Source organism: Acidiphilium acidophilum, assembly GCF_033842475.1.
Classification (GTDB): domain Bacteria; phylum Pseudomonadota; class Alphaproteobacteria; order Acetobacterales; family Acetobacteraceae; genus Acidiphilium; species Acidiphilium acidophilum.
In genome coordinates, this window is record NZ_JAWXYB010000018.1 from 282,117 (window position 1) to 293,830 (window position 11,714).

Sequence of the window (11,714 nt, forward strand, 5' to 3'; positions counted from 1 at the left end):
TTCAAGGAAACCGACCCAATAAGATGACCCATTTGGCTGCGGCCCCGTAGCCTGAAGCAACGGAACTGGCGGGATTGATGAAGCGTTCTAACCGATATCTGCTCCTGGCGCTCGGCACTGCACTTGCGGGTGCCGTGCTCGTTCATCCGGCTCTCGCCGCGACATTTCCCAAGAACAGCGCAGGATTTCCGATCCATGCGCCGAAGCCCTGGGAATGGTGGTTCCAGCCGGCGGCCAGCCCGATCCAGAAAAGCATCAACTGGATGATGCAGTTCGTGCTGTGGATCATGTTCGGCGTCGTGCTGCTGGTCGCCGGGTTGCTCGGCTATATTATGGTGCGGTTCAACGCCAAGCGAAACCCGGTTCCTTCGACCACGACACACAATACCTTGATCGAAGTGCTGTGGACCGTGGTGCCAGCCTTGTTGCTGGTGGTGATTTTCGTCCCCTCGCTCAACATGATCTATCAGCAGTCGGACTACAAAAACCCTTACATGACAGTGCGGGTGACCGGACATCAATGGTATTGGGAATACAAGTATATGCAGGCGAAATCGGTCGATTTCACCTCCTATGCGATTCCGCCGAACCAGCTCAAGCCGGGTCAGATCAAGCAATTGTCGGTCGATCATCCGCTCGTCGTGCCGGCGAACAAAAAGATCGTGTTCCAGATCACCAGCGGCGACGTGCTGCACTCCTTTTTCATTCCCTCGCTCGGCGTGCAGCGTTACGCGATTCCCGGCCAGTACTGGCATCAATGGACCAAGATCGACGCGCCGGGGATTTATTACGGCGAGTGCAACCAGATCTGCGGCATGAACCATGACGACATGCCGATCGAGATCGTGGCCCTGCCGATGGCGCAGTTCCAGTCATGGCTGGCGGAAGCGAAAAAAGACGCGGCGCAGGGCGACGTGCCGCCGATCCACAAATACGAGGTCATGGCCGAAGCCGCCGCTGCCAAGGATGCCAGCGCGGATCGCCCGGGCATCGCCCTCGCCAGCGCAGGAAACTAAACGAAACGTTCATTCTTTCCAGGTAAACCACTGGGGTTCATGCCAATGTCAGCGACCGCCATTCATCACGACCATGCCGACCACAGCCATCAGCCCGGCTTCGTCCGCCGCTGGCTGATGAGCACGAACCACAAGGATATCGGCACCCTCTACATTACCTGGGCGATCATCGCCGGGATCGAGGGCGGCGTGCTCTCGATGATCATGCGGGCACAGCTCGCGGAGCCGAACAATTCGCTGGTGACCAACGGGCAGGCCTGGAACGCGATTGTCACCGCGCACGGGCTGCTGATGATCTTTTTCCTGGTGATGCCCGCGCTGATCGGCGGATTCGGCAACTGGATGGTGCCGATGATGATCGGCGCACCGGACATGGCCTTCCCGCGGCTGAACAACATGAGCTTCTGGTTCCTGTTCATGGGGTTCATTTTCGTCAATCTCGGCCTGCTGGTCGGCGCGGGATCGGGCATCGGGTGGACGCTGTATCCGCCATTGTCGGACATCACCTATTCACCGGGACCATCGGTCGATTTCACCCTGTTCTCGCTGCATCTCGCCGGTATCTCCTCGCTGCTCGGCGCGATCAATTTCATCGCGACCATTCTGAACATGCGCGCGCCCGGCATGACCATGCACAAGATGCCGCTGTTCGTCTGGTCGATCCTGGTGACCGCCTTCCTGTTGCTGCTCGCCATTCCGGTTCTGGCCGGCGCGATCACCATGCTGATCATGGACCGTAATTTCGGCACATCGTTCTTCGAGCCGGCGGGCGGCGGCGACCCGGTGCTGTTCCAGCATCTGTTCTGGTTCTTCGGACATCCCGAAGTCTATATCATGATCCTGCCGGCGTTCGGCATCGTCAGCCATGTGGTTTCGACCTTCTCGAAAAAGCCGATCTTCGGCTATCTCGGCATGGTTTACGCCATGGTCGCGATCGGGTTCGTCGGCTTCGTGGTCTGGGCGCATCACATGTTCGTCTCCGGTATCTCGATGGACAGCAAGGTCTATTTCGAGGCGGCGACGCTGGTGATCGCGGTGCCGACCGGGGTGAAAGTGTTCTCCTGGGTCGCAACCATGTGGGGCGGATCGGTCGAATTGAAGACGCCGATGCTCTGGGCGATCGGGTTCATCTTCATGTTCGTGGTCGGCGGCGCGACCGGTATCGTGCTGGCCAATGCCGGCCTCGATACCGAACTGCACAATACCTATTTCGTGATCGCGCACTTTCACTACGTGCTGTCGATGGGGTCGGTGTTCGCGATCTTCGCCGGGTTCTATTACTGGATCGGCAAAATGTACGGCCAGCAGTATAATGAAACACTCGGCAAGCTGCATTTCTGGCTGTTCTTCATCGGGGTCAACCTGACCTTCTTCCCGCAGCATTTCCTCGGTCTCGCGGGCATGCCGCGCCGCTACCCCGATTATCCGACCGCGTTTGCCGGATGGAACATGGTCTCCTCGGTCGGCGCGATGATCTCGGGGGTCAGCACACTTGTGTTCTTCGTGGTGCTGTACAAAATCTTCACGGGGAAGCAGAAGCTGGCGGGCAATTATTGGGGTGCCGGTGCGACCACTCTGGAGTGGACCGTTCCGTCCCCTGCTCCCCACCACACGTTCGAAGACGTGCCGGTGATCCGCTGAGCGGATCGCCGTATCGTCCCCACTGATCGGATACGACATGAGCGATACCATCCTGCGGACCAGTGCACCGGCGATTACGCCGGACCCGGAATTGTTCGACCAGGCAATTCTGGGCGCGACGACGCGGGACTGGCTCGCTCTGCTCAAGCCACGTGTGCTCTATCTCGTGGTGTATACCGGTGCCGCCGGCCTGTTGATCGCGCCCGGGCCGATCAACCCGATCATCGCGTTCACCGCCATCCTGTGTATCGCGATGGCGGCGGGTGCGGCGGGGTCGATCAATATGTGGTACGACCGCGATATCGACGCGATCATGCGCCGGACTGCGAAGCGCCCGGTCCCCTCGGGGCGGATTTCGCCCTCCGGCGCGCTCGGCTTCGGTGTCGGGTTGTCGGTGCTGTCAGTCCTGCTGATGTGGCTCGCGACCAATTTTCTGGCAGCCGTGGTGCTGGCGATTTCGATCGCGTTCTATGTGTTCATCTACACGATGTGGCTGAAGCGGCGGACCCCGCAGAACATCGTGATCGGTGGTGCCGCCGGCGCCTTTCCGCCGATCATCGGGTGGGTCGCGGTCACCGGGCATCTGGCGCTGATGCCGATCGTGCTGTTCGCCATCATTTTCATCTGGACGCCGCCGCATTTCTGGGCGCTGTCGCTGTTCGCCTCGGCCGATTACGAAAAGGCAGGTGTGCCGATGCTGCCGGTGGTTGCCGGTGCCAAAGCGACCCGGCTGGCGGTGATGCGCTATACGTTGTGGATGGTGCCGATTTCGCTGCTGCCCTATGTGCTGCATCTCGCAGGACCGTTCTATGGCGCGAGCGCGCTGATCCTCGGTCTCGTGTTCGTCTGGTATTCGCTGGGAGTGGTGCGTGACAAGCAGGACGCCGCGGGGGTCAGCCTGACGCGCGATGCCCCGGCCAAGGCAGCGTTCAAATACTCGATCCTTTATCTGTTCATGATCTTCGGCGCCCTTGTGGTGGATCATTTCCTGTGACCGATCCCGATCGGGTCATCGTTTCGGTCACGACGCCGCAATGGACGGAGGAGCAGAAGGCCGAGTTCAACAAGCGCCGGCGGGGTCGCAACTGGGCACTGTTCGCCGCAATGGCCGCGCTGTGCGCCCTGATCTATGCAATTGCCGTGGTCAAGCTCTATCATGCCGGCCATATGTGGTGAAACCACAGGCGGTTGGCGGAATTCTGGGAGGAATATTCGATGAGTGCTGACATCCATACCGCCGAAAGCCAGATAGCCGGCACGGTGCCGCATCCCTATCATATGGTGGAGCCGAGTATCTGGCCGCTGTTCGGGGCGGTTTCGGCTATCCTGATCGCCACCGGGATCATTTTCGTCGCTCATTACGACGATTACTGGTTCCTCGGCTTCGGCTTCGTCGGCGCGGTCAGCACGATGGCGGTGTGGTGGCGGGATGTGGTGCGCGAAAGCCGCACCCCCGGCCTGCACAAGCTGGTGACCCAAATCGGCATGCGCTACGGCATGGCGCTGTTCATCACCTCCGAGGTGATGTTTTTCGTCTCGTTCTTCTGGGCCTATTTCAACTTCTTCTTCTTTCCCAGCCATATGGGATACGCGTTCGCGGCGGTCTGGCCACCGCAGCATATCACCACGATCGATCCGTTTGCGGTGCCGCTGTTCAACACGATGGTGCTGCTGCTCTCCGGCACCACCATCACTTGGTCGCACCATGCTCTGCTTGAGAACGATCGCCGCGGCATGATCATGGGGCTGGGCGTGACCGTGCTGCTGGGAATCACGTTCCTGTGCGGTCAGGGTTACGAATATACCCATTCGCCGTTCAATTTTTATCATGGCGGGATCTTTCCCTCGGTGTTTTTCATCGCCACCGGGTTCCACGGGTTCCATGTCATCGTCGGCACGACCTTCCTGACCGTGAATTTCTTCCGGGCGCTCAAGGGGCAGTTCAGCGTCAAGCGCCATTTCGGCTTCGAGGCGGCGGCCTGGTACTGGCACTTCGTCGATGTCGTGTGGCTGTTCCTGTTCGTCTGCATCTATTATTTCGGTGCCAGCGCCATCACTGCGGCATGATTGATGCCTGACAGCTTCAACCGGTCGGCGCCGCCGCGCGCGCGGTGGCGGCGCCTGATCGGAATGGGGATCTTCAGCCTTGTGATGTTCGTGCTGCTGATGGCCCTCGGCATCTGGCAGGTGCATCGCTGGCATTACAAGGACCGCATCCAGCGCGAAATCGTGGCGGCGCAGATGTTGCCGCCGATACCGCTGCCGGATCACCCGACGCCCTATCAGAAAGTCGCGATCACCGGCCATTGGCTGGCCGACAAAGCGGCGTTCTACGGGGATCAGATCAGGAATTCGCCCGCCGGGGAATTACAGGGCGCGCAACTCGTCATGCCGTTCAGGCGCGACAATGGCGATGTCGTGATGGTCGATCTCGGATGGGTCGAGGGACGCTCGCCGCGCCCGGCCCCGGTGCCGGCGGGGCCCGCGATGGTTTCGGGCTATATCCAGAGGGCGCAGAATTTCGGTCCTTTCGCCGCAAAGAGCGATCCGGCGAAGGGGATTTTCTATACGCTCGATCCGGTCCGGATCGGTGCGGCGCTGGGCCTCGATCGTGTCGCGCCCTACACCCTGATCGTGCTGGGACCCAAGCCGATCGCGGGTGGCCCGGTGCCGGCGGCGAGCCTGCCCGAGCCGCCGAACAACTCCCAGCAATATGCGCTGACATGGTTCGGGCTTGCCATTGTCGTCGTAATCGAGTTCCTGTTCTACGCCCGAAAGCGATTGAGAGACCCCGCATGAACGATATGGCAACCAACACCGATCCCCGCGCCTATGACCGCCTGACCGCCCGGTTTGCCCGAATGGCAACGGTGGAGGAGGCGATGTCGATGCTCGGCTGGGACCAGGCGGCGGTGATGCCGGATGGCGGCTCCGATGCGCGGGCCGATCAACTTGCCGTGCTTTCAGGCCTCGCCCATACCATGCTGACCGACACCGTGGCCGCTGAGGATCTCGATGCCGCGGAAGCGGCCCCGCCCGGTGATCCGGCAGCACGCCGCAATCTGGAACTGATGCGCCGGGCCCATCGGCAAGCTAACGCCGTGCCGGGGGATCTGGTCGAGGCGCTGACCCGCCATGCCGCGACCTGCGAGAATATCTGGCGCGGGGCGCGCAAGGCGTCCGATTTCAAAATGGTCGCAACGCCGCTCGCGGACCTGCTCGCCCTGACCCGCGAGAAGGCGGCGGCGCTGGCGGCGGTCTCAGGGCTCGATCGGTATGACGCGCTGATCGACACGTATCAGCCCGGGATCACCGCCGGGGAGATTACGCCGGTTTTCGCGCGGTACGAGGCGTTTCTCCGGGAGGCGCTGCCGCGTGCCGAGGCGTTGCAAGCGGCGCGGGATCACCAGCGGCCCGGTGCGGCACCGTTTGCCGAAGCGGCGCAGGAGGCGTTGTGCCGCCGACTCGCGGCGCAGGTGGGGCTCGATTTCACCGGGGCGCGGCTCGACCGCTCGACCCATCCGTTCTGTGGCGGCACGCCGACCGATATCCGGATCACCACGCGCTACGATGAGGCCGATTTCGCGTCGGCGTTGATGGGCGTGCTCCATGAGACCGGGCATGCGCTTTACGAGGCGGGTCTGCCGCGCGACCATGCCCGCCAACCGGTCGGCACCGCGGCGGGGATGGCGGCGCATGAGAGTCAGTCGCTCATCATCGAGATGCAGGCGGCGCGGTCGGACGCGTATCTGGGATTTCTCGGACCGGTTCTGGCCGAAGCGTTCGGTCAGGAGGTCGCGGCCTTCGCGCCGGACCGGCTCGCGGCACGGTTGCGGCATGTCGGGCGGAGTTTCATCCGGGTCGAGGCCGATGAAATGACCTATCCGGCCCATGTGATCCTGCGGTATCGGCTCGAAGCTGCGATGATCGCGGGGGATCTGGCGGTGACGGACCTGCCGGGCGCGTGGAACGAGGGGATGCGGGATTTGTTGGGGATCACCCCGCCCGACGATGCGCGCGGGTGCCTGCAGGATATTCACTGGTATTGCGGCCTGTTCGGCTATTTTCCGTCCTATACGCTGGGCGCGATGGCGGCGGCGCAACTGATGGCGGCGGCGCGGGCGGCGGTGCCGACGATCGATGCCGGGCTGGCGCGAGGCGATTTCGGGCCGCTGCTTGGCTGGCTGCGGACCCATGTGCATCGGCACGGCGCGGCTTACGGGTTCAACGATCTGCTGCGACAGGCGACCGGCAAGCCACTCGATCCGGCGGATTTCGAGGCGCACCTGACGGCTCGCTACCTCACCGCCTGAGGCGGTGCGGCGCGGTCAGTGGATCATTTCGCGGATCTTGCTGGCGAGCGCGTGCAGGGCGAAGGGTTTGGTCATCACGTCCATTCCGTGTTCGAGCAGGCCGTTGCCGACCGCGGCTTTTTCGGCGTAGCCGGTGATGAACAGGACGCGCAGATCGTGCTGGTTCTGCCGGGCGGCGTCGGCGAGCTGGCGGCCGTTCATGCCGTTGGGTAGGCCGACATCGGTGATCAGAAGATTGATCCCGTTGGTCGAGCGCAGGATTTTCAGCGCGTGGCTGCCATCCTCGGCTTCGAGGGCGGCGTAGCCGAGTTCGGCGAGAACCTCGCGGACCAGGACGCGGATGGCCGATTCGTCATCGACGATCAGCACGGTCTCGCCCGCTTCGGCGCGCGGCATGCCGATGGTCGCGAAGCGGGCTGCGGGATCGGCCACCACGCCGCGATGGCGGGGCAGATAGATGCGGATGGTGCTGCCCTGGCCGACTTCGCTGTAGATGCGCAGATGGCCGCTCGATTGCTTGGCGAAGCCATAGACCATCGACAGGCCGAGGCCGGTGCCGGCGCCGAGCGGCTTGGTGGTGAAGAACGGATCGAACGCGCGGGCGACGATTTCGGGTGACATGCCGGTGCCGGTATCGCTGACGCTGAGGACGACATAGTCGCCGGGGTCGAGGTCGCCGTGGGCGGCGGCGTAGGGGCAGGGCAATCGCACTTCAGAATAGTTGTAGGAGGCTGGTGAGGTAGGCATCATCCCATCCGGCCCGTTTGAATTTGCCGCGCAGGGAGCCCCTGGTGGCGTTCTCTTTTTGCATGACGTTCAGGGCCATATGTCGCAGGACTGCGAGATTATTTGGGCTATTGCCCAATCTGCTTCGATCCTGATCCTCGTTCATGACGACATCGAGCCTCCAATGGAGCCGGTTTTCAATGCCCCAATGTGACCGGACAACCTCATTGAAGCGTTCGCTGGAGAGCACAGTGCTGAGCAGGTAGTAGGCGGTCTCAGTCGTGGTTTTGGTGGAGGTTTCGCGCATACGGACAATTTTGCCGATGGCGGCAAGACCCGGCCATCGGTGTCCCTCCTGCAACCAGGCGATATCGTCTGAAACGGTTGCGGTGCGGGTCTCGATACGACCATGATCAGCATCGACTGTGCGCGTCGTATTGGTTTCGTCGCACGGCACGCCGTTGAGAAACATGGAGACATCACCATGCAAGTTGCCTTGGTTCCCCTTCAGCGCGAGAACGTAATCACCTCCTTGATCGACGATTTGTTGCGCGATCGCACGCTGGCAGTTCAACGCATCGGTTGTCACGATCGTGCCTTTCAATGATAGCAACTTCAACAGTTTCGGCACTGCGGTGATTTCATTGGATTTGACGTCTGTGGCGATCTGCGCCAGCACGAGACGCTGTTCGCAACCCCAAGCGCTGACCATATGCAACGCCGATTTGCCGCGGGCATGATCGAAAGATCGACGAAGGACTTTCCCATCGATCGCCACAACACCCTCGATCGTCTTGGAAAATCGAGCCATGAACCGCTGAAACGCAGCGCTGAACTGCTCCGGATCGATCTGACGAAATAGCCGGCTGAACGTGTCATGGCTGGGTAGTCCGTTCTCAAGCTTCAGAAACCCCCGCAGAAACGACTCTTTCGCGCGGGCAAACAGCGCCATGTCGACAGCGCATTGGCCACCGCACAGAACCGTGCACAAGGCTATCATCAAAAGCTCATGGAAGTTGTGCAAAGCGGCATTACTGGTCCGCGGATCTTCCAAACCCTGCCAGCACGCAGCAAATTCCTCCAACGTGTCCTCCCCTGAAGTGTTTCACACGCCGTCGGTAGAATCGCTCCCGCTCAGTCACGCAAGCCCCCCTTATTCTGAAAATTTCAAGTGCGATTCCCCTGGGCGTAGGGGGTATCGAGGTTGACGTTGCCGAGTTCGATGGTGAGCACCCCGCCTTCGGGCATCGCGTCGCGCGCGTTGATCACGAGGTTGAGGATGGCGCTTTCGAGCTGGTGCGGATCGCAGAGGGTCGGCCAGATATCGTCGGCTTGCGGCAGGTCGACCCGGATGGTGGGGCCGACGGTGCCGGTGATCAGCGTGGTCATGGATTCCAGCAGGGCGACCGTGTCGGTCGGTTTCGGGCTGAGGGTCTGGCGGCGCGAGAAGGCGAGCAGGCGGTGGGTGAGGGCGGCGGCGCGGTTGGCGGCGGTGGCGGCGATGTCGACGTAGCGGCCGAGATCGGCGTAGCGTTCCTGGTCGATCCGCCGGCGCATGAGTTCGAGACTGCCGGTGATACCGGCGAGCATGTTGTTGAAGTCGTGGGCGAGGCCGCCGGTGAGCTGGCCGACCGCCTCCATTTTCTGGGCCTGACGGAGGGCGGCTTCGGTCTTCTCGCGTTCGGTGATCTGCTGGAGGAGTTCGGCATTGGTGGCTTCGAGCCGGCGGGTGCGGTCCTCCACCAGTTGTTCGAGCCTGACCGCGACCTGGGCGCGGGAGGCGAGGTAGTGGCGGACTTCGTACTGGCGGCGGCGGGCGCGCAGCGCGGAGGTGGCGGCGCTCGACAAGGTGAGGGCATCGAGCGGGCGTTCGAGCATCGAGGCGTTGCGAAGGGCGCCGAGGGTGCGGTGACGCCAGATCTGCACTTCCGCGCGGACCTCGCGGCTGGTGAGCACGATGAAGGGAAGATCGGACCAGGGGGGTTGGGCTTCGACCCACGCGGCGACGGCGTCGGCACCGGCGCCGAACAGGGATTCCTCGGTGACGATCGCCGCACCTGCACCATCTTCGAGCACGCGGATCAGGCAGGCGGCATCGGCGCAGGATTCGGCGATGACCCCGGCGCGGCCCAGCACATCCGTGATGGCAGCGTTGTCCCGCCCGATCGGGGCGAGGACGGCGATGCGGGCTTCGAACGGGGTCTCCGGCTGCTTTTCAGGATTCGGCATGATCGGCCGGGTGATAGGTGGTCGCGTCGGGCTCGGCCTCATTGAGGAGCGGCTCCGGGCCGCCGGTATAGACCGGGGTGCCGGAGAGGATGCCGGTAAACTGGGTGAGGGGTGCGCCGATCACGATGCCCTGCGCGGTGAGGCGGAATTCGCGGATGGTGTGTTCGTGGGGACCGCTGCGTTTTTTCACGACCGAGAGGGCGCGGCGGATGGTGCCGGCGACTTCGAAGTAGCGGAGCAGGACGACGGAATCGCTGAGATAGCTGATGTCGAGCGGGGTTTCCGTGGTGCCGACCAGCCCGTGCTGGGCGAGGATCATGATGGTGAGAACGCCGAGCTGGCTCATGTAGCTGAGCAGTTCGTGCATCTGCAGGACGAGGAACCTGCCGTCTGGCATGGCGTTGAGGTAGCCGTTCAGACTGTCGATCACGACGATGCGGGCGTGCCCGACTTCGACCTCGTGGCGGACCTGCTGGGCGAATTCGCCCGGGGAGAGTTCGGCGGGATCGACCTGGCGGATATGGACCAGGCCGGCCTCGATCGCGGTGGTGAGGTCCATGCCGAGGGCTTTGGCGCGGGCGCGGATGGTGCTGGCACCTTCGTCGAACGCGAAGAGTACCGAGTGTTCGCCGCGTTCCGCCGCTTCCATGACGTAGGTGAGGGCGAGGGAGGATTTGCCGACGCCGGCGGCGCCGATCAGCAGGGTGTTGGTGCCGCGTTCGAGGCCGCCGCCGAGCAGGCGGTCGAGATCGGGGTTGCCGCTTTCGGTGAAGCTGTTGTCGAAATCGCGGTGGTGTTCGGCGGCGATGAGGCGCGGGTAGATGGCGAGGCCGCCGGTTTCGATGGTGAAATCGTGGAAGCCGCCGCGGAATTTGATGCCGCGCATTTTTATGACGCGCAGGCGGCGGCGCTCGGCCCCGTAATCGATGGCGAGTTGTTCGAGCAGGACGACGCCGTGGGAGATCGAATGGACCTGGAGGTCGTTCTGGGAGGAGGAGAGGTCATCGAGCAGGATGACGGTGCAGCTGCGGCCGGCGAAGAAATGTTTCAGGCCGAGGATCTGGCGGCGGTAGCGCAGCGGGCTCTGGGCGAGGAGGCGCATTTCGGAGAGGCTGTCGAACACCACCCGGGTGGGGTTGGTTTCGGTCACGCGGTCGAACACCATTTTGGTGGTTTCGTTCAGCTCCATTTCCGCCGGGTGCAGGACGGTCAGTTCGCGTCCGGGATCGAGCAGGCTTTCGGGGGCGGAGAGTTCGAAAACGTCGATCCCTTCGAGGGACCAGCCGTGGCGCTCGGCGACGCCGAAGAGTTCGACGCGGGTTTCCGAGAGGGTGACGTAGAGGGTGCGTTCGCCGTGGCGGACTCCTTCGAGCAGGAATTGCAGGGCGAGGGTGGTTTTGCCGGTGCCGGGGCGGCCTTCGTAGAGATAGACCCGATCGGCATCGAGGCCGCCGCCGAGAATATCGTCGAGCCCCTCGCTGCCGGTGGAGATGCGTGGGTTCATCTGGCCGGGGGCTGCTTGGTGGGCCGATCGTCGGTCATTCATTCAAATCCCCTGTGCGGTGGAGGCGGGTTCCGCAATGGTGCAGACCCGCGCGCCGATCCTGCGGGTAAGGACGAGCGGGCCGTGATGTTGCGGATATGGGCGGGTGGGACAAGGCAATCAAGCGTGAGGTCGCGTCATGTTGCGTCCATGCGCGGCGGGTTGGATACGATTTGGTAATGCATCCGCCGGGCGCTTGTTGGGAGGTGATGCACTCACCATTTTGCGATTGGAGGCTCAGGACTC

11 protein-coding genes are annotated in these 11,714 nt (G+C 62.7%); 7 read left to right on the forward strand and 4 right to left on the reverse strand.

What is annotated here, in order from left to right; all coding sequences use genetic code 11:
* The first annotated feature begins 77 nt into the window (after nt 1-77).
* The 7 genes from coxB to SIL87_RS04005 are packed head-to-tail and all read left to right on the forward strand — an operon-like array spanning nt 78 to nt 6,970.
* Complete coding sequence (coxB, locus tag SIL87_RS03975) at nt 78-1,016, forward strand: cytochrome c oxidase subunit II (protein WP_319612914.1); 939 nt, start codon at nt 78-80, stop codon at nt 1,014-1,016.
* Nucleotides 1,017-1,061: 45 nt separating this feature from the next.
* Nucleotides 1,062-2,657, forward strand: coding sequence for a cytochrome c oxidase subunit I (ctaD, locus tag SIL87_RS03980; protein ID WP_319612915.1), 1,596 nt, complete (start codon nt 1,062-1,064; stop codon nt 2,655-2,657).
* Nucleotides 2,658-2,694: 37 nt separating this feature from the next.
* Nucleotides 2,695-3,651: a heme o synthase gene (locus SIL87_RS03985; protein ID WP_319612916.1), complete on the forward strand. Its 957-nt coding sequence runs from the start codon at nt 2,695-2,697 to the stop codon at nt 3,649-3,651.
* Nucleotides 3,648-3,833 (forward strand): hypothetical protein, encoded by a 186-nt coding sequence (locus tag SIL87_RS03990; RefSeq protein ID WP_319612917.1) that lies wholly within the window; start codon nt 3,648-3,650, stop codon nt 3,831-3,833. The genes SIL87_RS03985 and SIL87_RS03990 overlap by 4 nt, the downstream gene beginning before the upstream one ends.
* 39 nt (nt 3,834-3,872) lie before the next feature.
* The gene (locus SIL87_RS03995) at nt 3,873-4,724 is read left to right on the forward strand and encodes a cytochrome c oxidase subunit 3 (protein WP_319612918.1); all 852 of its coding nucleotides are present in this window, start codon (nt 3,873-3,875) and stop codon (nt 4,722-4,724) included.
* Between the two features lie 3 nt (nt 4,725-4,727).
* Nucleotides 4,728-5,456, forward strand: coding sequence for an SURF1 family protein (locus SIL87_RS04000; RefSeq protein ID WP_319612919.1), 729 nt, complete (start codon nt 4,728-4,730; stop codon nt 5,454-5,456).
* Nucleotides 5,453-6,970, forward strand: coding sequence for a carboxypeptidase M32 (locus SIL87_RS04005; protein WP_319612920.1), 1,518 nt, complete (start codon nt 5,453-5,455; stop codon nt 6,968-6,970). Before SIL87_RS04000 ends, SIL87_RS04005 begins: the two co-directional genes overlap by 4 nt.
* A 15-nt stretch (nt 6,971-6,985) precedes the next feature.
* Here the strand turns inward: SIL87_RS04005 and SIL87_RS04010 are convergent, their stop codons facing one another.
* The 4 genes from SIL87_RS04010 to SIL87_RS04025 all read right to left on the reverse strand — a co-directional run bounded on the left by SIL87_RS04010 (nt 6,986) and on the right by SIL87_RS04025 (nt 11,471).
* On the reverse strand, nt 6,986-7,717 hold the full coding sequence (locus SIL87_RS04010; protein WP_319612921.1) for a response regulator: 732 nt from the start codon (nt 7,715-7,717) through the stop codon (nt 6,986-6,988).
* Complete coding sequence (locus tag SIL87_RS04015; protein WP_319612416.1) at nt 7,683-8,780, reverse strand: ISAs1 family transposase; 1,098 nt, start codon at nt 8,778-8,780, stop codon at nt 7,683-7,685. The genes SIL87_RS04010 and SIL87_RS04015 overlap by 35 nt, the downstream gene beginning before the upstream one ends.
* 83 nt (nt 8,781-8,863) lie before the next feature.
* Nucleotides 8,864-9,925, reverse strand: a complete 1,062-nt coding sequence (locus SIL87_RS04020) for a histidine kinase dimerization/phospho-acceptor domain-containing protein (RefSeq protein ID WP_319612922.1) — start codon at nt 9,923-9,925, stop codon at nt 8,864-8,866.
* Complete coding sequence (locus SIL87_RS04025; protein WP_319612923.1) at nt 9,912-11,471, reverse strand: ATPase domain-containing protein; 1,560 nt, start codon at nt 11,469-11,471, stop codon at nt 9,912-9,914. Before SIL87_RS04025 ends, SIL87_RS04020 begins: the two co-directional genes overlap by 14 nt.
* Nucleotides 11,472-11,714 lie beyond the last annotated feature (243 nt).

Excerpts from the sequence above, each read along its gene's own strand:
- SIL87_RS04025 (WP_319612923.1), bottom strand. The coding sequence starts at position 11,471 with ATGAATGACCGACGATCGGCCCACCAAGCAGCCCCCGGCCAGATGAAC.
- coxB (WP_319612914.1), top strand. The coding sequence starts at position 78 with ATGAAGCGTTCTAACCGATATCTGCTCCTGGCGCTCGGCACTGCACTT.
- SIL87_RS04010 (WP_319612921.1), bottom strand. The coding sequence starts at position 7,717 with ATGCCTACCTCACCAGCCTCCTACAACTATTCTGAAGTGCGATTGCCC.
- SIL87_RS03995 (WP_319612918.1), top strand. The coding sequence starts at position 3,873 with ATGAGTGCTGACATCCATACCGCCGAAAGCCAGATAGCCGGCACGGTG.
- SIL87_RS04000 (WP_319612919.1), top strand. The coding sequence starts at position 4,728 with ATGCCTGACAGCTTCAACCGGTCGGCGCCGCCGCGCGCGCGGTGGCGG.
- SIL87_RS04005 (WP_319612920.1), top strand. The coding sequence starts at position 5,453 with ATGAACGATATGGCAACCAACACCGATCCCCGCGCCTATGACCGCCTG.
- ctaD (WP_319612915.1), top strand. The coding sequence starts at position 1,062 with ATGTCAGCGACCGCCATTCATCACGACCATGCCGACCACAGCCATCAG.
- SIL87_RS03985 (WP_319612916.1), top strand. The coding sequence starts at position 2,695 with ATGAGCGATACCATCCTGCGGACCAGTGCACCGGCGATTACGCCGGAC.
- SIL87_RS04020 (WP_319612922.1), bottom strand. The coding sequence starts at position 9,925 with ATGCCGAATCCTGAAAAGCAGCCGGAGACCCCGTTCGAAGCCCGCATC.